The sequence below is a fragment of the Novosphingobium guangzhouense genome (assembly GCF_002896965.1).
GTDB classification, from domain to species: Bacteria; Pseudomonadota; Alphaproteobacteria; order Sphingomonadales; family Sphingomonadaceae; genus Novosphingobium; species Novosphingobium guangzhouense.
In genome coordinates this window covers 50625-70953 of record NZ_LYMM01000033.1, presented here as the reverse complement: position 1 = coordinate 70953, position 20329 = coordinate 50625, and the positions used below count along the sequence as shown (strand labels likewise).

The following is a 20329-nucleotide window of genomic DNA, read 5'->3' as shown; positions in this document are numbered from 1 at the left end:
CACTCCCAAGGGGTTGTTCGGTGAGCAACGATCTGGAGGGAGGCAGGTTGCGAAGGGCTGAACGGTGAAGTGTGCAAGGGTTAAGGTGAGGGGACGCAGAGGTTTATCCAACCCTGCGCCTCGTTCAACACCGAGGTCGGGCGCACAGCTGCCCATGCAAAGTAGCCTTCGGCGCAATGCAGGCTCTACGCGGCTGCACGCACGACGATGACAGTATGGGGGTCTGGGGCGATGGCCCCAGAATCCTTTCTCCGTTCCTAAAGCGTAGCTTCGATCGCCTTTGCCGCCGCCAGCGGATCTTCCGCGCGGCTGATCGGCCGTCCGATGACGAGCACGCTGGCGCCTGCATCGCGCGCTTCGCGCGGGGTGACGGTGCGCTTCTGGTCGCCGACTTTGCCGTTTGCCGGACGCAGGCCGGGAACAACGAAGTAACCGTCCTTCCACTGCTTGTGGACTGCGCCGACTTCGTGGCCCGAGCAGACGATGCCGTCGAGCCCTGCAGAATGCGCAAGGTCGGCAAGACGCAGCGCCTGATCGTAGGGATTGGCGTTGACGCCGATCGAGGAGAGGTCGTCTCCGTCGAGGCTGGTGAGGACGGTGACCGCCACGACCTTGCAGTTTTCACCGGCGGCGGCCTTGGCGTCTTCCATCATTGCACGGCCACCTGCGGCGTGGATGGTGACGATCGAGGGCTGCAGTACGTGGATTGCCTGCATCGCACCGGCGACGGTGTTGGGAATGTCATGCAGCTTGAGATCGAGGAAGATCGGCAGGCCGATCTTGTGCAGTTCGTGGACGCCGTGATGCCCGTGAGCGCAGAAGAATTCGAGGCCCAGCTTGATCCCGCCGATATGACCCGCAACCTTGCGCGCCAGCGCTTCCGCAGCGTCGAGGCGGGGGAGGTCGAGGGCGAGGTAGACGGGATTGTGGTTCATGACTTCTCGATTTCCGACGGGGTTTCAGTGGGGATAGTGTCGCTTGCGACGGGCGCGGCCTCGGCCGGGGTGGCCAGCGATGCCATCGACGTTGCGCGCAGCGAGTTTTCAAGGCTGGCTATGCGGCGGTTGAGGCGCCAGCGCACGGCGCGCAGGTAGGCCCAGACCGGCAGCATGCCGAAACCGAAGAACAACAGCGCGACGACGCCGACCGGCCATTCGAAGTGGAAGTAGTTGCCGTCTGCAAGGGGCCAGAAATTCACCGGAACCTTGGTCCAGTTCATCGCGATGAATGCGACGAGCACGGCGGTCAGTACGATCCACGCGATTGTGCGGATGACCTGCATTGTTCCTCCTGCTTTCTCCGCGAACGGCCGCGATGCTAGGCGTGAATTTTCCGCAAGGGAAGCCCTTGGCCTGGGTCGATCTGCTTATGTCGAAGGAGCGGGCCGGATCTTCATTCACCGGCAGGCTCTGGCTGAGTGCCGAGCCTGCCGGAGCATCGAAGCGCCCCTCGGTTCAGCCGAAGACGCGGCTGAAGATCGTGTCGACGTGCTTGTAGTGATAATCGAGGTTGAACTTGTCCTCGATCACCTCTGCGGGGAGCGCCGCAGCGACCTCAGGGTCGGCCTTGAGCAGTTCGAGCAGCGAGAGCTGGCCGTCCGATTCCCACACCTTCATCGCGTTGCGCTGGACAAGGCGATAGCTTTCGTCGCGGGTCAGGCCGGCCTGCGTCAGTGCCAGCAGTACGCGCTGCGAGTGGACCAGGCCGCCCATGCGGTCGAGGTTCTTCTGCATGCGTTCGGGGTAGATCAGCAGCTTGTCGATTACGCCGGTCAGGCGCGCCAGCGCGAAATCCAGGGTGATCGTTGCGTCGGGGCCGATGAAACGCTCGACCGAGGAGTGCGAGATGTCACGCTCGTGCCACAGCGCCACGTTCTCCATTGCGGGCACCACCGCCGAGCGCACCACGCGGGCAAGGCCGGTGAGGTTTTCAGTCAGCACCGGGTTGCGCTTGTGCGGCATCGCCGACGAACCCTTCTGGCCGGGCGAGAAGTATTCTTCCGCTTCAAGCACTTCGGTGCGCTGCAGGTGGCGCACTTCCACGGCAAGACGCTCGATCGAGCTGGCGATGACGCCCAGCGTGGCGAAGAACATCGCGTGGCGATCACGCGGGATGACCTGCGTGGAAACCGGCTCGATTTCGAGGCCGAGCTGGTCGGCGACGTATTGTTCCACCGCCGGGTCGGTGTTGGCGAAAGTGCCCACGGCGCCCGAGATCGCGCACGTGGCGACTTCTTCACGCGCGGCGATCAGGCGCTTCTTGCAGCGCGCGAATTCGGCATAGGCTTCGGCCAGCTTGAGGCCGAAGGTGACGGGCTCTGCGTGGATACCGTGGCTGCGGCCGATGGTGGGGGTATACTTGTGTTCTTCTGCGCGGCGCTTGATCGCGGCGAGCAGGGCGTCGAGGTCTTCCAGAAGAATGTCGGCGGCCTTGACCAGCTGTACGTTCAGCGTGGTGTCGAGCACGTCGGAGCTGGTCATGCCCTGGTGCATGAAGCGCGCTTCGGGGCCGACCTGCTGGGCGACCCAGTCAAGGAAGGCGATGACGTCATGCTTGGTGACGGCTTCGATCGCGTCGATCGCGGCGACGTCGATCTTCGGGTTGGTCGCCCACCAGTCCCACAGCGCCTTGCCGGCAGAGGCGGGGACGGTGCCCATTTCGCCCATCTTGACGGCGGCGTGGGCTTCGATCTCGAACCAGATGCGGTAGCGGGCTTCGGGTTCCCAGATCGCGGTCATCGCGGGACGGGCGTAGCGGGGGACCATGTTCGACTCCTTGCAGCTGACGCGGGTATCGGCCAATTCTTGCGCCAATTCGTGTGGGGCAGCCGCTAGGCGGGGCGGGCGCGAAAGGCAAGGTGCTTGGCGCGCGATCCGCGCAAGTAAACTGCGCGAGTGCCTGCAAATCGAGGGGGAATCTTAACCAGTCCGCTGGCAAACGTTTGCACGAGAAGTGCGTGCGACGGCGCGCGCACGCCAGGCTTGAGAACCGCGAGAGATGCCCAAGGCCCGGATCATCGTCGGACCCCTGCTGACCGGTCTGGTCTGCTTCGCGCTGTCCGCGGCTGTCATCAAGTATCTCAGCTTTCAGGGCAATCTGGCATCGGTCTGGCCCGCCAACGCCGTAGTGCTGGCGCAGTTGCTGGGCAGGCCCCAGCGTGACTGGTGGCGCTACCTGTTGAGCGGGGTGATTGCCATCGCTGCGGCAGGCATCATGATTCGCGGGCTGGTTTCCGGGCCTGTCGCGTTCGGCATCTCGAACACGCTGGAGATCGTGCTGGCCGCCTGGCTGCTACACCGGACGGTGGATGCCGATGGGCGATTGCTGCACCAGCATGCCTCGGTGGGGCGCTTCGTCGTCTGTGCCGGACTGATCGCGCCGGCTTGCGGAGCGGCGCTGGGTGCCATGATCGCAAATCTGGCATTCGACATGCCGATAGGCACCTCGCTGGCGACCAAGTTCAGCGCCGACGCGCTGGGAATGCTGATCTTCACCCCGTTCCTGTTCGGCCTGTTTCACGGCGATACCGTGGCGACATTCCGCACGGCCTCATGGGGCGAGCGGGGGCAGCACCTGCTGCTTTACGGGACAGTCCTGGTCGTCAGCCTTGGAGTGTTCTGCCAGGATCGCTTCCCACTCTTGTTCTTGCCGATGGTGCCGCTCATGCTGGTGTCCTTCCGGCTTGGCTGGCAGGGAACGAGCGTGGCCGTAATGCTCGTGGCGGTGACCGGTGGCGTCGCGACGTTCTACGGTCACGGCCCGGTCAACCTTTCGGGCCACGAGATGGGCGTCAAGCTGACGTTCCTGCAGTTCTATCTGGCCACCGTGCTGGTGCTGACGATGCCCGTTGCCGCTGCGCTGGCGGCCCGTCGCGATCTGGTGGACCGTGTCAGCGAAAGCGAGCGCGCGCTCAAGATGCTGGCCGACCGATCGTCCATCGTGTTGCTGCGTTTCAGCGCCGAGGGTGCCTGCACGCGCGCGGTCGGTGAGGCTTTGCCGTTGGTGGGACGGAACGCCGAGGCGCTGCTGGGCACGCATATGGGGGAACTCGATGCGCCGCTGGGCGAGGCTCTGTTCACGGCCCACCTCAAGGCGCTGGAAACGGCATCGCCCGAAGCTGGTCCCGTAACCATCGAAACGGAACTTCCCGGAGGCGGCTGGGTGGAGGCGACTTTCAGGGCCGAGCGTGACGAGCAGGGCGCGATGTCAGGTACTGTCGCGACGCTGGTGGAGGTCACCGCACGCAAGCTGCGCGAAGGCGAACTGGCGCGCCGGGCGGAAACCGATGAACTGACCGGCCTTGCCAACCGCGCAGGCTTTCTACGTCGTTTCGAAGCCGCACTTGCGGCGGATGAGGACCTGAGCATCGCGCTCATCGATGTGGACAGCTTCAAGTCGCTCAACGACGAATACGGTCACCTTGCAGGAGATGCCGTGCTGGCCGAGATCGCCCGCCGGCTTTTGCAATCAGTGCGCACTACCGACCTTGTAGCGCGGCTGGGAGGGGATGAATTCGTCGTCCTGCTTGGCGCCGGAGACCTGAACGTCGCCCAGGAAATATGCCGCCGCTTCGTAAGAGCGGTGTCCGCCGTGCCGGTGGAGTTGCCGCTGGGTGGGCAGACGCAGGCGCGGATCAGTTGCGGCCTTGTGCACCGCGCACCGGGGCAGGGCGGCATCGACCTGCTGAACCGCGCCGACATGGCCCTTTACGAAGCCAAGCGCGGTGGCCGCAACCAGTTGATCGCCGCCTAAAGCGGGTTTCGCACCGGCCAGTCGAAGTCGATCCGCACATCGCCGGTTCGCGTGCCAGACGCGTCGAAACTGCGCTCGACAACAGTGCCGCGACCGGCGCGGTCGACGAGGATCACTGTGCTGCACCGCGTTCCATATAGCGCATCGCGGATGAAGACCGGGGCGAATCGTGGCTCCGGCCCCTCTTCCGGGCTTTTGGTGGATGGCGCAGGAAGTTCGTCTCGCAGAGCGTCGAGCAGTGGCAGCGGGTCCGTTGATCGTGCCGTGAGCCAATGTTCGATCGCGTCCATCACTTGCACGGTCTTGGGCCATGGCACATCGAAGCCGCCGTTGGACAAGCCGTGAATGCCCGGTTCCAGCGGACGGACTTCGACCGCCGGATAATTGGTCAGGAACAGGGCGCCCATCGGATCGGCAAGGACAAGGTTGAACGGGTTCATCCGCGCCATTTCGGAGCCAAGGGCATCCGGCGTGATACCTTCGAGCAGGTCTGTCACCAGCTTCCCGCGCGAAGGTCGTCCCGGCCGCGATCCTTCGGGCACGCGGTAATTGGTGACGAGGGCGAAGCGGCCTGCCTCGGTTACGCCAAGCCATGTGCCGCCGCCGGTAAGGTCGGTTCCGGCGATAATGCCGTCGGGCCGGTTGGACAGTACGGTGGCGGGGCGGGAGTGAAACTCGTCGCGATTGCCCGCGACGACGAGCAGCCAGTCGGGATGCGCATCCCAGGCGACAGCGGCGACGCACATGGCTTCAGATCAATCCCTTCGCCCGTAGCGAGATATGGCCTTCGCGCCCGATCACGACATGGTCGTGAACGCTGACGCCCAGCAGGCGGCCGGCTTCGGCAATGCGGTTGGTAATCTCGATATCCGCGCGGCTCGGCTGCGGAGAACCTGAAGGATGGTTGTGAACAAGGATGATCGCGGTTGCGCCAAGGTCCAGCGCGCGGCGGATGACTTCGCGCGGGTGGATGGCTGCTTCATCGATCGATCCTTCACCCACAAGGTCGTCAAGGATCAGCATGTTGCGCGCGTTCACGTAGAATAAGGATGTGCAAACAATCAAGGGGCGGCGCGACTCGCGGAAGTCAGCGGTTTTCGCGCTAATTCCTGAGTTTCCGCGTGAGACGCGTCCAATCCTGCTGACTGCCCATCCATTGCGGTCTGTCCGGTTTGTTGGGGGTAGGGTGTATCTCTGTCGGCCTGCGCTTGCAGACGTGGCAGCGCATATGCAGGTGCGCGATGCTAGTTGCGGTGTTCCACCCATGACACAGGTAGTACCGGCAGACCTTCTCAGCGTCGAGTACGCCTTTGTGATCGCAGTTGCTGCATATGACCAAGAGGTTGGCATCGCGTTTAGCGAAATCGCGCAGGTCTTTGAAGCTGATATTCGCGGCCATCGGCTCAGAAGAGGTTTAGCTGATCCGGGTCTGGCGCGCCGGGATAGTCGGTAAGACGCTCCACGATGGTCTGCGCGAGTTCCTTTGCGGCTTTTTCGCGCATGGTTCGCTCTGGCATTGTGAGGCCGACCTTTGCCCATGATGGGGCATTGAGAAGTGCCTCTGAAAGCTGGTGGGGGTCGAGTCGCTGTTCCATCTGGGCATGATAGAACAAATGCGGAACATAGAAAAGCCCGCCAACCGGAGTCAGCGGGCAATCCTAGCTGTTCAAGCCGGATATTTATCGGCGAATGATACCCTTGATATGGACTAGAACGTCCAAGTGTTTGTCTGCGCTGAAGCCCCCGGCCATGGCGTGTTCGATAAAATGATCCACGAGCATGTCGTAGATGACCTGCACCTTATCGGAATCTCGCTCGCTACGAACGTCCGTCGTCTCGACGGATAGGTTGTCGATATCGGCTGGATCGACGGAAACCAGACCTACGTTGATGCCGTCGATGCTGGCGTTATCAATATGCCACTTGCCCTTGTAGGTGCCGATGGCTTCAGCGGCCTTGTCCAGAGCGTCACTGTAAGCCTGCTCTGCTGAAGCCTGTGCCTCAAGTTCGCGAACGCGATTTGTTAGATTCATAACTTGGCAATCGTTACGTTCGAATGCTTCACGAAATGCGGTGCGGTCATTAACTTGGGTTTGATGAAGGTGCTTGACCATGCCCTCAAGCTGCGAAAGTCGGTTCTCGTGATCTTTGTCTTTGATAAAGGATGCCATCTCAGTTTTACCCCAAATTCTTGTGTTTGGTTGTTTGTTGTCCGTCTACTTATCTGGGCTTGTGGGCTTCGATTGCTGCTTCAAGTGCTGCAAACATGATTGCCCAAACATCTGGCTCGTCATCGGCTGGTTCGATACCAAGCGCCGTTAGATCAGCACGGATGATTGCCTCAGCCTCGCTGTCCGCGAGTGTGGTCGCTTCAACTACGGTCATGATGTGCCCCTTATGCGAAGATGAAGAGGCCGCTGTCGTGATGCGTGGTCGGGTCTAGCTTGGGAGGTTCAGCGCCCACTTGGAGTGACGCAGCGTTGGTCCAGCGCCCACGGTTCGCTTCATAGAGCGCGTCGGCGTCTAGGAATTCTCGATCTTGGTCGTTCAGGATGACCTTTGGGGTGGAGCAATAGCCGACGAATGGGGCGAACAGGAAAGTGCTGGAATAGTCACCAGTGGAATGCTGCCTTAGGCCCAGATCGTCTTGAATGATGGAAGCGCAGCGGGTGTAAACGGTCGGCTCTGTGATTGGCGTCTGGACCGGGAAAGCGACGAGCAAGCGTTCTTCTGGTCGCTTGGTGTTAATCTCGTCCTGCGCGTGAATGATGTAGTGGACATAGGGACATTCATCGAGCGCCTGCATGAGAACGGCGCGGCTCGTATATGGAAATTCCAGCATGATCGCGGTCATTTCCTGAATGTCGCCTTTTTCGTGATTGCGACGGTAGCGCGCAAACGACCAGTAGAATTCCTTGTGCTTGGGCTGGCCGGAATGCTTGATCTGCTCGGCCATCGCATGGCCCATTGTCTCTCGATCTTCTGCGTAAACTGCTGCCGTGTAGGTATGCTTCACTAGAGCCTTTCTTGTTCTCTGGACAAAGAGGCTCACGGTAAGAGTTGGGTTCATTGATCGATCTCCGAAAGAGGTTTTGAACAGCACTATTGCTGTCAATATACTTATCGGATTTTGCTCAAAAATAGCTTCTACGGCAGCAGCCGTGCAGGAGTCTCCGCTTAAATAGCGGATGAAGCTATCAAAGACAGGACTTGACCTAATCAAGCATTTCGAGGGCCTAAGGCTCAACACGTATCGTTGTCAGGCTGGGGTTCTGACAATCGGCTACGGCCACACAGGCAGCGACGTAAAATCTGGGATGAAGATCACCGAAGCGCAGGCTGATGCCTATCTCGTCGCGGACGTGGCGAAGTTCGAACGCGCTGTTGCGGATATGGTGAAAGTGCCCCTGACACAGAGCCAGTTCGACGCGCTTGTGTCGTTCACGTTCAATCTGGGCGCAGGCAAGGTGAAGTCATCGACGCTCATTCGGAAGGTGAATGCCGGTGATTTCGCGGAGGCCGCTGCGGAGTTCGCTAAGTGGCGTCTGGCCGGTGGCAAAGTGAGCAATGGGCTTGTTACTCGTCGCGCAGCAGAAGCGAAGCTGTTCCAGACTAAGTAGTTGGTCAACGTAGGATGCTCATCGCGAAGGGCTGCTCAAGTTCTCCGTTGCCCTAAAACGTAAGAAGCCCCCAAGGATTGCTCCTTGGGGGCTTTTGCTCTCTCACTTCGCTTTGCCAATCGTGAAATAGATGCTGTCGCGCTTGGCGGCATTATCAACCACCTTGCCGTGCAACACCTCAGTCTGGCCATTGCTGACCCGACCATACATCACGACGAGATCGCCATCCTTAGCGGAAAACGTCTCAGAAATCGTAGCCTTCGCCATTGCATTCTTCCCGTCGAAACGAGTGTCAGCAACACGCTTGGCCTGCGCAGCATTCGGGTTGTCTTCCCGGTCCTGAGCCTCGATGCCTTTCAGCATTCCGTCAAACGACCTGATGAAGTCCTGAACGCTACCAGCGATGAGCCCTTGGCGCTTCGCGTTCACCAGATAGCGAACGTGATTTGCGTGCTTCTCATAGCTGCGCTGTTCCGGGCCGAACACCCAAACACCATTCACGCCTTTGACAGCGAAAACGGCCTTGATGAAAGCCATATAAGGGTTGTGGCCCTTAGCAGGCTTCGAGATTGCTCGGCTCACCAAGAAAGACTCGTAACCGGGGGAAGAAGTCTCAACCGAGAGCAGTTCGGCAAGATCGACCAGAGCGGCAACCATGTCGTAGGTGCGATCCCGCGACTTGGCGTGCAGAACACTGATCTGCTTGTCATTGCTTTCGATATCGGCAACAACCGGGTTCTTGTGGTCCTTGATGAAGTCCGCAACTGCGTCTTCGATTTCATTGAGTTCAACGACGATGTTATTGGTCATTCTTTGTGCCTTTCTAGCAAGATGACCGAGCAGCACACACGACATTACTGCCGCAACTCCCGATCTTCAGCGTATAGTGAACCGAAGTTACTCGGCCTGAGGCACGGCCACAGGTCGTGGAACTAACCGCTGCGCTAGACTGCAAAGGACCAATTGATCCCAGACATTGCCGCTCTGGATAGAACGACTGGTGATCTAGCTAGATGCTTCCAAAGATGACTTATTCAAAGAGCAAACGGGATTGCTCCCGTCGCGATTTCGACTAATCAGCGATCATGAAAAATCGGTTAATCGCAGCAGGATAATTCAGTAACGCGCACCCTTAGAGGGGCCTGCGGCCCGGCTCTCACTAGAAATGATTCCTGGGGGATTGGGGTAGCTGGATATCTGGAATTGCCGAACTCCCAGGACAAATCACAACTCGTAACCGCTCGTGCAGGACAAACCGAATTGGGCTGTCAGGAAGCAGAAAGAGCGGTCAGTCCTGCAAACGAGCCACGTCTTTGTGGTCCGCATGGATGCGAGCCTGCGAGTGTCCATGCGAGGGCGCGAAGCGTCATTACATCCACGGCTCATTAACCGAATGCTGACACGTAGGAGGCAAGACCATCTGATCGCTGACGCTCTCATCTGGTTTGCCTGCGAGAGATGCATTGCCACCAGAATTGTCCTGCTTCGCAGTACAAGTCAGGTGTCATAGCATCACCCGCTAATTCCTTAGGTATGTAGTTCAGTAACAATTATTACTATAGTAAGGGTTTCGTTACCCAATCGATCCAGTAAGGGTGCGCGTTACCCGGCTATGATGCAGTTCTATAATGACGCGATAATGAGCAGTTTGTTATAAATAGTATTGTGAACGCAGGGTCCAAAAAGCTGCTGTTCATGGCAGCCGGTCCTGAGTTCATATTCAAAGGGATATTCGACCCGCTTGCGCATTGGACCCGCGCAAGCGGGTATTCTTTTGAATGGAGTAATTTAAGTGTCCAGTCCCGTATTTTACAGCGTGAGCGCTCCGGCAGGTTCCGGTAAGACCTACGCTGCCATCGATTACGCCGCGCAGCTTGCCCAGAACAATCAAAAGGTATTGATCGCGCAGCCCAGCATCCCGCTCATCAATCAGACCGAAACCGACTTCAAAGCGCGCTACGCCAATGTCCCGGTAAGCAGCATCGTTTCCAACTCGGGCACTTACAATTCCCGTTCGGTTGTCGCGCGCATCCTGAACCATATGGAGCAGACTGACCCGGCAATCGGTGAAGTGCTGCTCATCAGCCAGCAGGCTCTTGGTCGTCTTCCAGATGCGTATCGTCAGTTCTGGCATGTGATCGTCGATGAATTGCCACAGGCATTCACAGCGCACGATATGAGCATGGCAAAGTCCCATGGCTTCATCACTGCCCATCTGCGCATCGATGAGCCCCTGAGCGCAACGCTCCCGGATATCATGGTGGTGGAAGCAGCCGACATTGGCCCACTGCGCGAACTGTCGGAGAACAAGAGCGGCGACAAGGCATTCGGGCTTTTCAAGGAACTGACCGATGACGTGCTCAATGAGGACAAGCTGGTTTGTGTTAGCGCTCAGGAATATGCGGAACTGGTTAGCAACTTAGGTAAGCGCAAGGAAATCACTTTCTATGCGTTCCAGAAGTCGGAGTTTGTAAGCGGTTTCGCGAGTGTGACGATGATGGGTGCGAACTTCGAGGACACGGAGATTGCCCACATTTGGAGCAGGCTTGATAACGTCCAGTGGAAACCTCATCCGGTTATCGGCACAAAGCTGCGCTACCAGCAGCACACCAGCGGCCATCGCCTGACAATCAAGTATCTCATTCAGGGAAATTGGTCGCAGTCGTTCGCCAACAGCACCTTTGAAAGTGGTACGATCCTTGATGCGGTCTGCTCTGCTATGGAAGGCGAACTTGGTGACGAGTTCCTGTTCCAGTCCAACAAGAAGCATGAAGACAGCATCTTTGAAGATGGGATCAAGCTGCCTCAGATCGTTCACGGCCTGAACCGTCCGAAGTTCGTAAGGCAGAACGCCGTTGCTCTCGTCAAGGCAATCAACCACTCGTCGGGCGTCGCTGCATTCCTCAAGGCCATCGGTTTCACGGCGGAAGAACTCAAAGTGACGATGCAGTATCAGGGCGAATATCAGGCCATGATGCGCAGTTCGCTTCGCAACCCGAATGCGACGGCCCCGGTTACGGTCTGCGTGGTCAGCGAAGGCTCTGCAAAGTGGCTACAGGACAAGTTCCCCGGCTCGACTGTCGAGCGCATCGCTTCCGATATTCCTGAGCCCAAGCAGGCCGGTGCCCCAAAGAAGCGCGTCACTCTTAGTGGTGCCGAACGCACATGGGATTCAAAGGAACGCGCAAAGGCGAAAATCGCAGCCGCTAAGGGTGAAGCGTACAAGATCAGGCCATGGCCCGGTAAAAAGTAAGATCAAACAATAATAAGATAGGGAGAACCTACGATGCTACCTGAAATACTGAAAATCAATTTGCCCGAAAATAATGACCGTAAGGTCACATACGTTACTCTCTCCGGGAACGATCCGAGCGCACCTTTGGTCTTGAGCGAAAAGACGATCATCAAAATCAAGGGGAATTTGCTCACACCCGATATGCGAGAGTGGCTGTCCGAACATGCAGCCGAAACAGGATATTCAACTAATTTAAATGAGTTGTTCCTGAACATGCGCTCAGACATTAATGCAATGCACTTATCTACTAACCCTTGGCAAAAGCGATCCATCAAGCCTCTTGAAGTGCAGTTCAATGATCCTAGCGTTGCTTTACTTTTTAAACTCACTTTCGGTGGTGACGTTTAATATCGACGGCTCAATCATCAAGAGTGTAAAGTAATTGAGTAGACCGGGTTAACAGGCGATGCCCGGTCTACATCAGACCATTCCGACTAAATAGATCGCGTCGGGAGTCACAATAGACGTAAACGAGATTTAGCACCGTGGTTCATAGGCATGGTGCGATGGCCTCAAGGAGAAGTGACTCTCTCCTTGAGGCTTTTTCTATTGGAGTCACAAAATGAATAGCGAAGCAACAAACCTCGTCGCAAACGTGAATAACAGTCAGTGCATCGTCGAAAAGGGTCATTGGGGATACGATACGTTTCTCAACATCTGCACCGGCTCTCACGTCGATATTCCGTGGACGCTTGGCGATTATATGGGTGTTGGAGTTGCTGCTGTCCTGAGTGGACTGATGGCCGCAGCGGCTGTCCTCTTGGTGGCGGCAATTGTCCGATGAGCACGATGGAAACCCTAGAAGCAGCCGTACAGGAAGCCCGTTTGCTCAAGGCCAGTGCTGAAGGTCGTTTGATCGCTGCTAAGATGGAATTTGAGAAAGCCCGCGCAGAAGTCGATGCAGCTATCCAGACGTTCTACGCTGCTCATGATGCTCATGGCAAAGCCGTCCGTGAAGAGACAAAGGAGTTGAAGGCGAAACTCAAAGAGGCAGAGGCGAAGCTGGCCGAGGAAGGTGCAGCATGATGTGCCTTGAGGATAAAGGCTACACTCCGGTCGAAATTCTATACGGCAACTGGACTTCCAAGTTAGAAAACTGGCTGGCCGAAAACGGAAACGGGGATCACGAGATTGAATATGGTCGGGTTTGCGGGATGTTAGGTAACGGCCAAACGGAGGTGTGCCCTTACATCGTTTGGTTCGAGAATGCAGGGGATGCAATGCTCTTCAAGCTAACGTGGGGTGGAGCATGAGCAAGATCACCCTCGACGACCTGTTAGAGCGGTTCAATGAGGCCAAGGTGCGGGCCTGCATGGAAATCATCCGTAGCGCGAGGACCGGCAAGAGCTTGACTGCCTACTCGCTTGCCACTGAGCTACTTGACATGGAGCCTGACGACATGGTGGCATACAGCGAGTATCGGCTTGTCACGATGCAAATGCGAAACGCTGCCGAGTTGTATGTGGTGGCCCGAGATCAAGGCATGGCAGCGGCGACGATTTGGAAACTGCGACAACCCTGACAAACAAGAGCCCGGAGCAATCCGGGCTTTCTCGTTTTAGTATTTCAGCTTGCGGTCGCCGTCCTCATATTGGCGCATACGATCACGCAAGCGGCTCATTTCCTGTTCGGCAGTCTGCTGCGCGGCCTTCATGCCCGCGACTTCTGCTTTCACATCGGCAAGGCCGTCTGCGGTACTATCCAGCTTCTGGCTGAGTTTGCCGATATCATCCCGAGTGGCGCTAAGGCCGGTTACGATGGTTGCCAGCTTTTCCCGAACATCGGCCATTGCATCGCTTTGCTCTTTTGGTGCTGCATACATAGCCGCGAAGACAACGGCGAGAATGCCTGCGCAAAGCTGAAACATGCGATCACCCAAGATACCATACTGGGGTTGCGGATTTGACATTACTGCACCGTCGCAGTGATTGCCTCTGCAACCGGATCGAGTGCGCCCATTGCAGCCGCAACAGTCACGGATACTACCGCAACCGCAAGCCTGATGGCCTTCCAATATCGAGCGACAAGCAGCACGATTGATGCCACTTCCACGAAGCAGCCTTTGACCTTCTGCCAGAGCGTCTTACGGCCCTCGCTTTCCCCCTCAGCTTCCATCCCCTGTAACCCCACTTATCCTTTAGGCTTTGAAGCCGATTTCCATGTATTCCATTTCGAGCGCACGGCTGTTCGAGGTGTTACCCATCGAGCCGTTGACGTTCATCCAGAAGGTGTTTGAAGCGCGGACCTTGTACTGAGTTGGCATAGCCGAACCGACAATCGCGCCGTCGATATAGAAGCGGACATGACCACCGGCACCAGCCGCATCGTTGGTCCAGATGACCTCATACAAGTGGTTCTCGCCCAGCTTGAAATCGTTGATGTTGCCGATATCCTCGCCAACTTCTGGATTGCCGTCGCCACTACGATAGTACGAGAAGTTCAAGCGATCCTCCATCCAAGGAACGCTGACACGGATCGACCCCTTGCCCCAATCCATAAGATCGATGACGTTCGCTTCTGGTCTAATGATACCCTTGTAGGCCATGCGGAAAACGCTTGGTGTCTGATTGGTGAGGTAGTTGGTCGTTTCTGGCAGGTTGAATGCGAGAGCATTGTTGCCAAAATCCACGATACAATCGCGGGCCATGATGAGCGTTGTGCCATTCGCCTGCGGAGCAACGTCTCCCATGATGGTGCCTGCTGGGTAGCCTGCGCGGCTTGCAGGGATTGGAGACGTAATGCCGTTGGCGGTCCAACGAACTGTCGTCATGCCCTCTGGATCAACCGGCTCTGGCTCTGGTTCAGGTTCGGGCTCAGGATCAGTACCACCGCCACCTCCATTTGCCATCGCCTCGTCAATCATCTGCTGGAAAATCTCGAACGGGAAATCGGTCCACTCGGCGTCAAAGTCGTTTTCGGAGATTTTTACGAGAACTTGCCCCGGCAATCCACCAGCAGGAACGCCCTGACCGTTTGTACCGGCTGCACCAGTGTCGCCCTTTGGTCCGATTGCTCCTGTGTCGCCCTTGTCGCCTTTCGCACCGGCTGCGCCAGTGTTGCCGGTATCACCCTTGTCGCCCTTAGGCCCAGGAACGGTTGATGCTGCGCCAGCAGGCCCGGTTGCGCCGGTATCGCCTTTGGGTCCGGTCGCGCCAGCAGCACCAGTAGGGCCAACGACCTGTCCAACGTCCTGAGTGCGGCCATCACTAAAAGTGACGATCAAACGGCCATTGGAGATTGCAAGGCTATCAACGCTGATGCCATCGCTGCCGGGTTCACCAGTGCCGCCACCACCGCTTGTGGGAATGAATGCTTCCCATGCGTAACCGCTCGACATTTCGATGGTCAGGGTGCCGTTGCTGTAACTGAAATCAGAGATCGATGCGCCCGGAGTTCCGGGAGTGCCGGGAGTACCAGCAGGACCAGTTGCGCCGGTATCGCCCTTAGGGCCTTGTGGGCCGGGAACCGTCGAAGCAGCGCCAGCGGGTCCAGTGTCACCCTTAGGGCCAGCTGGCCCCTGTGGGCCATCATAGCCGCGTAGACCTTGTTCGCCGCGCTGTCCGTTAGCGCCGGTTAACCTCGTCACCACCGGGTTGTGGTAGAGGCACGTTTGCAGCGCCAACGATGATAGCGGCAGCGTTTGGTCGCTTCTCAACCCACATAGCCGCGCCAGCGTCCTTGTCGTCCCATGGGATAACTATCTCACTGCGCTGCGTCAGTGTGATGTTGGGAGCACCGGTCGTTACGGGGATGAACAGGCCAGCAAGACCGCCACCAACAGGAGTACCAGCGAACTGCGAGAAGCCCTGAATAGCAGCCATCGAAATGTCGCCACCACCAGAGCCGGTGCCGTCTTGGCCGTCCTGACCATCTGCGCCTTTGACCAAGCCCGCATCGATTGTGCGTCCGTCACTCAGAGTGATGATGAGATGACCAGCGCTGTTGACGACTGCGCCAATAATGCCGGGACCACCGGAACCTGTGCCACCACCGCCGCCACCAATACCGCCGTTCGCGATCAGGTTGTTGATGGCTTCAAGTACCGTGATAACGGCCTTCTGGGCGTTGAGCGTTCCGGGATGCACAGGGACGAGAGCGTATTTCGCGCCGGTTGCCGTGCTGCCCTGATAGGGATGAACAAGCGTAATGCTGTTGCGGCCGTTCACCGATTTAACGGGATAGCTTAGACCATCTAGCCAGAGCATCAGGCCGGGATACGACGCGACCCAATTGGTGCCCACGCCAATTACATCAACCGATCCATTCGTGACGTTTACCAAGCCGGTTGTTTCAAACTCAAAATCCGCCATGTCTGCTCCCGCAATATCTTTGCGATATTTATGCGGGGTCAGCGGATCATTCAGGCTTTGGGTACTTGTCTTTGATAGCTTGGATCATTGCTTTCCAAGCGTCATATCCATGGTGAAACAGGTAATCCATCTGTTCCTCCCAAGATGGATACTCGTATGCGCGTTGGCCTTTGTAGCCTTGTTTGATATCTAGCTTCATGCTGTCTCCGGTCCTGTCTCAATCTCAATGTGGGTTGCGAAGTAGTGAGGGTGATCCAGCCAAGCGATCTTGCTCTGTGGAACATCGGCTTCAAACTCAGCCGTTCCATCGGTCACAATGAACTCGCCTTCATCAACCGTGACCATTGTTCCAGAGGGCAATCCCACGATGGTGTTGTAAGTCGATGTGACGGCGAAGTGCATCTTCTCCATGACCGTCATCGTCTCAGTATCGAGATAGATCGAGTTACCGTTGGTTAGGTCTGGAACCTCAAACATCATCACGTCTGGTTCTGGAAAAAGGGTCGGATGGTTTGACACAGAAAGCGAGGTGCCATCTGCGCGGAAGTAAGCGTAATACATTATCGTGCTGCTCCACCGATATTGAGTGCGATATTACGAACCCACATGGCGCGCGGTTCGGATCGCGGTGTATGTTTTCCTGAGTTGATGCGGGCTAGAACGCGCACGTTTGCGCCGTCAGTGCCGCCGATCATCATGCCGCCTACACGCCAGTAGGTGTTACCGTTGTTGGTTGAGATACCGATGATCTGCGAAGCTGCGGATCGATATCCAGAACCGTTATCGATGAACAACTCCACGAAAGCGGCGGCGTCATAGTTCGCGGTCGCGTCGATGGTGAAGCTGACCGTTACGGTCGCGGAACCATCGTATTCGTCACCGATGTTCCAAAACCCGGTGTTCAAGAAGTCGATTGTGCCACCGGCAGGGCAATAGGCATCGCCTGCGGTATGGAAGATGTTCGAGGTGATCGAATTGCCCGCGATCTTAAGACGGTTGACGGTCAGATTATCGATCTGCGCACCGCCGATCTGGGCACGACGCATGATGCCATTATCAAAATACACCCCGGAAGCATCAGCACCAAGAATGCGCTGCGCACCATTGGGCGTCCAACCGGGTCTTCAAGAATGACCTCTGTGTTGCGCAGCTTGAACGCCGGGGCCGTCTCGCCATCTTTGGCCGCATCATGAAGCCGGGTAATCTCGCCCTGTGTGGTAGCGATCGTGACGCCGGGATCGCGGGTGTAGGGTTTCTGGAAGACGGACTTGTCCTGTCCTTTCCAGTGCTTATCAACCTGCTCCTGAGTTGGAGGTGGCGGTGTCTTGTTCTTTGCCATCCATTACTTAGCAGACACCTTGAAAAACAGCATCTTTGGACCATCTTAGGAAATGGAACCGTACCAAGGAGAAGCTATGACGCCGTTTCTGGAAAGTCTTATGGAGGGTTCCCCGCACTACAGGGTAGAGCAACGGGGCAATATGGTGTCGTTTCAGGCGACAGGCGACACCGAAGACACCGTGACTTTATTTCAACCTACAGTTGAAAGGCTGCGCAAGAATGAAGGTGACGGTTATTCGATTTATAACGAACACCCGACAAGCAGCTTTGGCTACAACCTGATCGATTTGGTCGTGGTCGAACTGGAAGAGTAAGCAGAGAGTGGGTCCAGAGTGTCACTCAAAGTGAGGAACGGTCTGGACTCATTTTTGACGGTCGTGTGTGGTGTAGGGTAACCAACGCGAACGCTTCTCATCTGTCAACTTCTGTAAGCTACCCCCTCGGGTGTCGTTCATCCTATAGGGCAACCTATCTTTGCTCTTGACAGCAAATTAGTTCACTGTCTCCGAACTTCCTTTCGACAGACTTTTCCACAATCACACACTAACAGACAGACTCCTAATCGCTACCAAAGAGCGACGAGTTGTGAACGAGGTATGCTTTTCGTAGATACTCCATACCTTACACACAGGAGTTCAATAGAAGAGTTCCGCAAGAGCAAAGATATATCTTTGACTCCTGATACAATGGCTGTAGCTATTAATTGTCGGAGTACGGATACCCTGAATGATCCTGATAACGCTCTGGAAGCGAACAAAGGATAAGGTAAGGGTAAAGCAGCACTGTCAATAAAAGAGTTTGCTCACACAGGTAAGAGCAATTCGCATCTACACCATGAACCCAGAGTGCAAACAGAGTGCGGAAAAGAGTTCTTCCTGAGTGAAAAGAGTGGTTGAGTCTGTCGGGATGGGTGGTCCCAACGGTGTTATCAGGCATACTCACATCATCGGATATATCGCGCTGTAATACCTAGACGTTTCGCTTCGAATATCATAGCCATAGCCGCATACAGATACCATGTCCGAATAGGGGTGATTGTGGCGGATAAGGCGCAGGGCAATAAGCCAGTAGCGGAACAGGCAACGGATCGGGATGCGTTCTGGCTCACCGACCTTTACCCAGATGCACAGGCTCTATTCCGTCATGAGCAACCCAAGCTATCCGATATTAGCGACAAGTGCATTGTCGTTCTGGATGCTAACGTGCTGCTATTCCCATTTGAGATGCAGTCTGCTTCTGTAACTGAGATTGAGAAGGTCTATACCCGGCTTGCTAAAGAGGGCAGACTTATCATTCCCGGACAAGCCGCTAGAGAGTTCTACAAGAACCGTAGTGGTAAGATAGCTGCTATTGCGGATGCTGTTGATGGGTTTGTAGAGCGGGCGAAAAAGCCTGTATTCGATAAGACCATTCCCTTGTTGGAAGATGATAAGGACTATGCAGAGGCAAAAGCTCTCGCGGTTGAGATCATCAATAAGGGTAAGGATATCGTCAAGAAACTCTCTGCGGTAAACGAGCGGCTAAAGGACGAGGTTGGTGGGGATCGGGTATCGTCGATCTACCGGAAAGTCCTCACGGATTGCGTCTGCGAACTTAATCTAAACGAGGAACAGCGCGCAGAAATTAAAGCGGAGGTTGCTCGTCGTGCGCAGTTGGAAATCGCTCCCGGCTTCAAGGATCATGGCAAGGAAGATGGTGGCGTAGGCGATTACATTATCTGGAAAACGATCTTGCGGGAGGCGAAACAGCGTGGGGCTCACTGCATATTCGTCACTGAGGAAAAGAAGCCCGATTGGTTTGTAAAGCGTAAGGGTGCATTTCAGCCGCGACCAGAGTTGTTAGATGAGTTCCGCGCGGAAACTCTCGGGAAATCGGTTCACCTAATCCCGCTGTCTGGGCTCCTGAGTGTGTTCAAGGCCAGTGACGAGGTTGTGCAAGAGGTCCAGGAACTGGAAGAGCGCAATCGGGTCGTCGTGACTGACGCGGAGATCGCCAACATGCGCAAGCATCGCATTTTGCATGATAGGGTGAAACGTAATCGCGCAGCATATAGGAATTTGCGTGATCACGTCGATGTTCTGCGGAACGAGTACGCAAAAGTCACGTCGGAAGTCGATGCCCTGTCTTCATTTGCGATGGATGCACCGGAAGAGAACAACAAGCGATTCTTCGAGGCTCTAACCAACGCAAAACGCCATCAGGCGACTGCAGGGAGGCAGTTGCAGGAAGCAGAGGATGAGCTGCGTGAGGTGCGCCGGGCGATGAAGAATGATCTTCCGAGAATGCATCTGCCTGAGCAAGCCTACCTTTTCGGAGGTGCAGATGCTCAGGCGATTGATGGGGATTTAGACGACTAATAGCCCCTTGCCCTCCATAGCGCCGCTTTTGCTTCCCTGAGTTGCTTGCGGTCATCACGGCGGGTTTCGCGCAGGTTTTTGTTCTCGACCTGCAAGCGGTGATTGCCGATGCGGACCTTTCGGATTTCCTCTTCGACGGCGCTTAGTCGGCTATCAGTGGTCTTGAGCCACGATAGGACTGCCAGCATGGTATCATGCAGCGCTGATAGCTGACCGGGGATTAGGTCTGTAAGGCGCATTCTATCGACTGCATCTGCAATCTCTTGCTTCTTTTGCAGGTTACGGATGCGATACACAGACAGGCCAGTTGAGGCAGCTATCTGACTGGGCTTATCGCCGCGAGCAAAACCCTCGATTGCTAATTGCCTCTGTGTGTCGGAGATTGGAATTTGCTTTGCCATTGGACCTCACAGTTTCTCTATACTTATGAGGCTCTGTTGAAATGATAGGTTGCCCTACTGAATGACTGGCAACATGCTTTGCGGGTTATTTGGAGGGCAAAGCATGTTTGAGAAGTTCCGCACGTATCGTTCCATTGAAGTCGCTGTTGTAGTGGTTGTAGCTATGGCTTGCGCGTTGTCTGGCTTTGGTGGTTAACAGCTAACATCATTTTATAAGCAAAAGCCCCGGAGGTTGCTCCGGGGCTTTTCTGTC

The 20329-nt window shown here is 56.3% G+C and carries 28 protein-coding genes and 1 pseudogene; 10 read left to right on the top strand and 19 right to left on the bottom strand.

Annotated elements, in window-relative coordinates; all coding sequences use genetic code 11:
* Positions 1 to 257: 257 nt before the first annotated feature.
* From pyrF to purB, 3 genes are all read right to left on the bottom strand, one after another.
* Positions 258 to 935, bottom strand: a complete 678-nt coding sequence (gene pyrF, locus A8V01_RS12380) for an orotidine-5'-phosphate decarboxylase (protein ID WP_103096163.1) — start codon at positions 933 to 935, stop codon at positions 258 to 260.
* The gene (locus A8V01_RS12375) at positions 932 to 1282 is read right to left on the bottom strand and encodes a LapA family protein (RefSeq protein ID WP_103096162.1); all 351 of its coding nucleotides are present in this window, start codon (positions 1280 to 1282) and stop codon (positions 932 to 934) included. Before A8V01_RS12375 ends, pyrF begins: the two co-directional genes overlap by 4 nt.
* 172 nt (positions 1283 to 1454) lie before the next feature.
* The gene (gene purB, locus A8V01_RS12370; protein ID WP_103096178.1) at positions 1455 to 2765 is read right to left on the bottom strand and encodes an adenylosuccinate lyase; all 1311 of its coding nucleotides are present in this window, start codon (positions 2763 to 2765) and stop codon (positions 1455 to 1457) included.
* 232 nt (positions 2766 to 2997) lie between these two features.
* On the opposite strand from purB, the gene A8V01_RS12365 reads away from it, so the two are divergent.
* The gene (locus tag A8V01_RS12365; RefSeq protein ID WP_103096161.1) at positions 2998 to 4752 is read left to right on the top strand and encodes a sensor domain-containing diguanylate cyclase; all 1755 of its coding nucleotides are present in this window, start codon (positions 2998 to 3000) and stop codon (positions 4750 to 4752) included.
* Here A8V01_RS12365 and A8V01_RS12360 read toward each other — a convergent pair.
* From A8V01_RS12360 to A8V01_RS12340, 6 genes and pseudogenes are all read right to left on the bottom strand, one after another.
* Positions 4749 to 5498, bottom strand: a complete 750-nt coding sequence (locus tag A8V01_RS12360) for an NRDE family protein (protein ID WP_103096160.1) — start codon at positions 5496 to 5498, stop codon at positions 4749 to 4751. The genes A8V01_RS12365 and A8V01_RS12360 overlap by 4 nt on opposite strands.
* A 4-nt stretch (positions 5499 to 5502) precedes the next feature.
* A pseudogene (locus A8V01_RS12355) lies at positions 5503 to 5787 on the bottom strand (JAB domain-containing protein); the annotation flags it as partial.
* Between the two features lie 368 nt (positions 5788 to 6155).
* Positions 6156 to 6347 carry a DUF6771 family protein gene (locus tag A8V01_RS29645; RefSeq protein ID WP_103096177.1) on the bottom strand — a complete coding sequence of 64 codons (192 nt, stop codon included), beginning with the start codon at positions 6345 to 6347 and terminating at the stop codon, positions 6156 to 6158.
* Between the two features lie 84 nt (positions 6348 to 6431).
* Complete coding sequence (locus A8V01_RS12345) at positions 6432 to 6923, bottom strand: hypothetical protein (protein ID WP_103096159.1); 492 nt, start codon at positions 6921 to 6923, stop codon at positions 6432 to 6434.
* 49 nt (positions 6924 to 6972) lie between these two features.
* Positions 6973 to 7137, bottom strand: coding sequence for a hypothetical protein (locus A8V01_RS28590; protein ID WP_170065908.1), 165 nt, complete (start codon positions 7135 to 7137; stop codon positions 6973 to 6975).
* 10 nt (positions 7138 to 7147) lie between these two features.
* Positions 7148 to 7708, bottom strand: coding sequence for a hypothetical protein (locus tag A8V01_RS12340; protein WP_146037255.1), 561 nt, complete (start codon positions 7706 to 7708; stop codon positions 7148 to 7150).
* A 232-nt stretch (positions 7709 to 7940) separates the two neighbouring features.
* On the opposite strand from A8V01_RS12340, the gene A8V01_RS12335 reads away from it, so the two are divergent.
* A complete protein-coding gene (locus A8V01_RS12335) occupies positions 7941 to 8372 on the top strand; it encodes a lysozyme (protein WP_103096157.1) in 432 nt (143 codons plus the stop codon).
* Between the two features lie 102 nt (positions 8373 to 8474).
* On the opposite strand, the gene A8V01_RS12330 is transcribed toward A8V01_RS12335, so the two are convergent.
* A complete protein-coding gene (locus tag A8V01_RS12330; protein WP_103096156.1) occupies positions 8475 to 9182 on the bottom strand; it encodes a hypothetical protein in 708 nt (235 codons plus the stop codon).
* A 982-nt stretch (positions 9183 to 10164) separates the two neighbouring features.
* On the opposite strand from A8V01_RS12330, the gene A8V01_RS12325 reads away from it, so the two are divergent.
* The 6 genes from A8V01_RS12325 (at position 10165) to A8V01_RS12310 (ending at position 13189) form a co-directional block, all read left to right on the top strand.
* Positions 10165 to 11625 (top strand): DEAD/DEAH box helicase family protein, encoded by a 1461-nt coding sequence (locus A8V01_RS12325; RefSeq protein ID WP_103096155.1) that lies wholly within the window; start codon positions 10165 to 10167, stop codon positions 11623 to 11625.
* A 33-nt stretch (positions 11626 to 11658) separates the two neighbouring features.
* Positions 11659 to 12015, top strand: coding sequence for a hypothetical protein (locus A8V01_RS28190; protein WP_146037254.1), 357 nt, complete (start codon positions 11659 to 11661; stop codon positions 12013 to 12015).
* A gap of 214 nt (positions 12016 to 12229) precedes the next feature.
* Positions 12230 to 12451, top strand: coding sequence for a hypothetical protein (locus tag A8V01_RS28185; RefSeq protein ID WP_146037253.1), 222 nt, complete (start codon positions 12230 to 12232; stop codon positions 12449 to 12451).
* Complete coding sequence (locus tag A8V01_RS12320) at positions 12448 to 12693, top strand: hypothetical protein (RefSeq protein WP_103096154.1); 246 nt, start codon at positions 12448 to 12450, stop codon at positions 12691 to 12693. Before A8V01_RS28185 ends, A8V01_RS12320 begins: the two co-directional genes overlap by 4 nt.
* Positions 12690 to 12920 carry a hypothetical protein gene (locus tag A8V01_RS12315; RefSeq protein WP_103096153.1) on the top strand — a complete coding sequence of 77 codons (231 nt, stop codon included), beginning with the start codon at positions 12690 to 12692 and terminating at the stop codon, positions 12918 to 12920. Before A8V01_RS12320 ends, A8V01_RS12315 begins: the two co-directional genes overlap by 4 nt.
* Complete coding sequence (locus A8V01_RS12310) at positions 12917 to 13189, top strand: hypothetical protein (RefSeq protein WP_103096152.1); 273 nt, start codon at positions 12917 to 12919, stop codon at positions 13187 to 13189. Before A8V01_RS12315 ends, A8V01_RS12310 begins: the two co-directional genes overlap by 4 nt.
* 36 nt (positions 13190 to 13225) lie before the next feature.
* Here A8V01_RS12310 and A8V01_RS12305 read toward each other — a convergent pair whose 3' ends face one another.
* From A8V01_RS12305 to A8V01_RS28175, 8 genes are all read right to left on the bottom strand, one after another.
* Entirely contained in the window at positions 13226 to 13546 is a 321-nt protein-coding gene (locus A8V01_RS12305) for a hypothetical protein (RefSeq protein WP_146037252.1), read from the bottom strand.
* Between the two features lie 29 nt (positions 13547 to 13575).
* On the bottom strand, positions 13576 to 13782 hold the full coding sequence (locus A8V01_RS12300) for a hypothetical protein (protein ID WP_103096150.1): 207 nt from the start codon (positions 13780 to 13782) through the stop codon (positions 13576 to 13578).
* A 22-nt stretch (positions 13783 to 13804) separates the two neighbouring features.
* A complete protein-coding gene (locus A8V01_RS29555) occupies positions 13805 to 15004 on the bottom strand; it encodes a collagen-like protein (protein WP_146037251.1) in 1200 nt (399 codons plus the stop codon).
* Positions 15005 to 15230: 226 nt separating this feature from the next.
* Entirely contained in the window at positions 15231 to 15977 is a 747-nt protein-coding gene (locus tag A8V01_RS12285) for a hypothetical protein (protein WP_103096147.1), read from the bottom strand.
* A gap of 46 nt (positions 15978 to 16023) precedes the next feature.
* On the bottom strand, positions 16024 to 16176 hold the full coding sequence (locus A8V01_RS28585) for a hypothetical protein (protein ID WP_170065907.1): 153 nt from the start codon (positions 16174 to 16176) through the stop codon (positions 16024 to 16026).
* A complete protein-coding gene (locus A8V01_RS12280) occupies positions 16173 to 16538 on the bottom strand; it encodes a hypothetical protein (RefSeq protein WP_146037250.1) in 366 nt (121 codons plus the stop codon). The genes A8V01_RS28585 and A8V01_RS12280 overlap by 4 nt, the downstream gene beginning before the upstream one ends.
* The gene (locus tag A8V01_RS12275; protein WP_146037249.1) at positions 16538 to 17023 is read right to left on the bottom strand and encodes a hypothetical protein; all 486 of its coding nucleotides are present in this window, start codon (positions 17021 to 17023) and stop codon (positions 16538 to 16540) included. The genes A8V01_RS12280 and A8V01_RS12275 overlap by 1 nt, the downstream gene beginning before the upstream one ends.
* On the bottom strand, positions 16981 to 17316 hold the full coding sequence (locus A8V01_RS28175) for a hypothetical protein (protein ID WP_146037248.1): 336 nt from the start codon (positions 17314 to 17316) through the stop codon (positions 16981 to 16983). The genes A8V01_RS12275 and A8V01_RS28175 overlap by 43 nt, the downstream gene beginning before the upstream one ends.
* 76 nt (positions 17317 to 17392) lie before the next feature.
* On the opposite strand from A8V01_RS28175, the gene A8V01_RS28170 reads away from it, so the two are divergent.
* Together A8V01_RS28170 and A8V01_RS12270 are read left to right on the top strand one after the other, a co-directional pair.
* Positions 17393 to 17632, top strand: a complete 240-nt coding sequence (locus tag A8V01_RS28170; protein ID WP_146037247.1) for a hypothetical protein — start codon at positions 17393 to 17395, stop codon at positions 17630 to 17632.
* Positions 17633 to 18355: 723 nt separating this feature from the next.
* Entirely contained in the window at positions 18356 to 19675 is a 1320-nt protein-coding gene (locus A8V01_RS12270) for a PIN-like domain-containing protein (protein ID WP_146037246.1), read from the top strand.
* Here A8V01_RS12270 and A8V01_RS28165 read toward each other — a convergent pair.
* Positions 19672 to 20076: a DNA replication initiation control protein YabA gene (locus A8V01_RS28165; RefSeq protein WP_146037245.1), complete on the bottom strand. Its 405-nt coding sequence runs from the start codon at positions 20074 to 20076 to the stop codon at positions 19672 to 19674. The two genes, A8V01_RS12270 and A8V01_RS28165, sit on opposite strands and share 4 nt — an antisense overlap.
* Positions 20077 to 20329: the final 253 nt, after the last annotated feature.

What these genes read in the sequence shown, in the direction of transcription:
- A8V01_RS12285 (WP_103096147.1), bottom strand. Translation starts at nt 15,977, where the DNA reads ATGGCGGATTTTGAGTTTGAAACAACCGGCTTGGTAAACGTCACGAAT.
- A8V01_RS12340 (WP_146037255.1), bottom strand. Translation starts at nt 7,708, where the DNA reads ATGGCCGAGCAGATCAAGCATTCCGGCCAGCCCAAGCACAAGGAATTC.
- A8V01_RS28165 (WP_146037245.1), bottom strand. Translation starts at nt 20,076, where the DNA reads ATGGCAAAGCAAATTCCAATCTCCGACACACAGAGGCAATTAGCAATC.
- A8V01_RS12275 (WP_146037249.1), bottom strand. Translation starts at nt 17,023, where the DNA reads ATGCGTCGTGCCCAGATCGGCGGTGCGCAGATCGATAATCTGACCGTC.
- A8V01_RS12315 (WP_103096153.1), top strand. Translation starts at nt 12,690, where the DNA reads ATGATGTGCCTTGAGGATAAAGGCTACACTCCGGTCGAAATTCTATAC.
- A8V01_RS12330 (WP_103096156.1), bottom strand. Translation starts at nt 9,182, where the DNA reads ATGACCAATAACATCGTCGTTGAACTCAATGAAATCGAAGACGCAGTT.
- A8V01_RS12375 (WP_103096162.1), bottom strand. Translation starts at nt 1,282, where the DNA reads ATGCAGGTCATCCGCACAATCGCGTGGATCGTACTGACCGCCGTGCTC.
- A8V01_RS12365 (WP_103096161.1), top strand. Translation starts at nt 2,998, where the DNA reads ATGCCCAAGGCCCGGATCATCGTCGGACCCCTGCTGACCGGTCTGGTC.
- A8V01_RS29645 (WP_103096177.1), bottom strand. Translation starts at nt 6,347, where the DNA reads ATGGAACAGCGACTCGACCCCCACCAGCTTTCAGAGGCACTTCTCAAT.
- A8V01_RS12345 (WP_103096159.1), bottom strand. Translation starts at nt 6,923, where the DNA reads ATGGCATCCTTTATCAAAGACAAAGATCACGAGAACCGACTTTCGCAG.
- A8V01_RS28585 (WP_170065907.1), bottom strand. Translation starts at nt 16,176, where the DNA reads ATGAAGCTAGATATCAAACAAGGCTACAAAGGCCAACGCGCATACGAG.
- A8V01_RS12280 (WP_146037250.1), bottom strand. Translation starts at nt 16,538, where the DNA reads ATGTATTACGCTTACTTCCGCGCAGATGGCACCTCGCTTTCTGTGTCA.
- A8V01_RS29555 (WP_146037251.1), bottom strand. Translation starts at nt 15,004, where the DNA reads ATGTCGAGCGGTTACGCATGGGAAGCATTCATTCCCACAAGCGGTGGT.
- purB (WP_103096178.1), bottom strand. Translation starts at nt 2,765, where the DNA reads ATGGTCCCCCGCTACGCCCGTCCCGCGATGACCGCGATCTGGGAACCC.
- A8V01_RS28175 (WP_146037248.1), bottom strand. Translation starts at nt 17,316, where the DNA reads ATGGCAAAGAACAAGACACCGCCACCTCCAACTCAGGAGCAGGTTGAT.
- A8V01_RS28590 (WP_170065908.1), bottom strand. Translation starts at nt 7,137, where the DNA reads ATGACCGTAGTTGAAGCGACCACACTCGCGGACAGCGAGGCTGAGGCA.
- A8V01_RS12360 (WP_103096160.1), bottom strand. Translation starts at nt 5,498, where the DNA reads ATGTGCGTCGCCGCTGTCGCCTGGGATGCGCATCCCGACTGGCTGCTC.
- A8V01_RS28190 (WP_146037254.1), top strand. Translation starts at nt 11,659, where the DNA reads ATGCTACCTGAAATACTGAAAATCAATTTGCCCGAAAATAATGACCGT.
- A8V01_RS12320 (WP_103096154.1), top strand. Translation starts at nt 12,448, where the DNA reads ATGAGCACGATGGAAACCCTAGAAGCAGCCGTACAGGAAGCCCGTTTG.
- A8V01_RS28170 (WP_146037247.1), top strand. Translation starts at nt 17,393, where the DNA reads ATGACGCCGTTTCTGGAAAGTCTTATGGAGGGTTCCCCGCACTACAGG.
- A8V01_RS12310 (WP_103096152.1), top strand. Translation starts at nt 12,917, where the DNA reads ATGAGCAAGATCACCCTCGACGACCTGTTAGAGCGGTTCAATGAGGCC.
- A8V01_RS12300 (WP_103096150.1), bottom strand. Translation starts at nt 13,782, where the DNA reads ATGGAAGCTGAGGGGGAAAGCGAGGGCCGTAAGACGCTCTGGCAGAAG.
- A8V01_RS28185 (WP_146037253.1), top strand. Translation starts at nt 12,230, where the DNA reads ATGAATAGCGAAGCAACAAACCTCGTCGCAAACGTGAATAACAGTCAG.
- A8V01_RS12335 (WP_103096157.1), top strand. Translation starts at nt 7,941, where the DNA reads ATGAAGCTATCAAAGACAGGACTTGACCTAATCAAGCATTTCGAGGGC.
- pyrF (WP_103096163.1), bottom strand. Translation starts at nt 935, where the DNA reads ATGAACCACAATCCCGTCTACCTCGCCCTCGACCTCCCCCGCCTCGAC.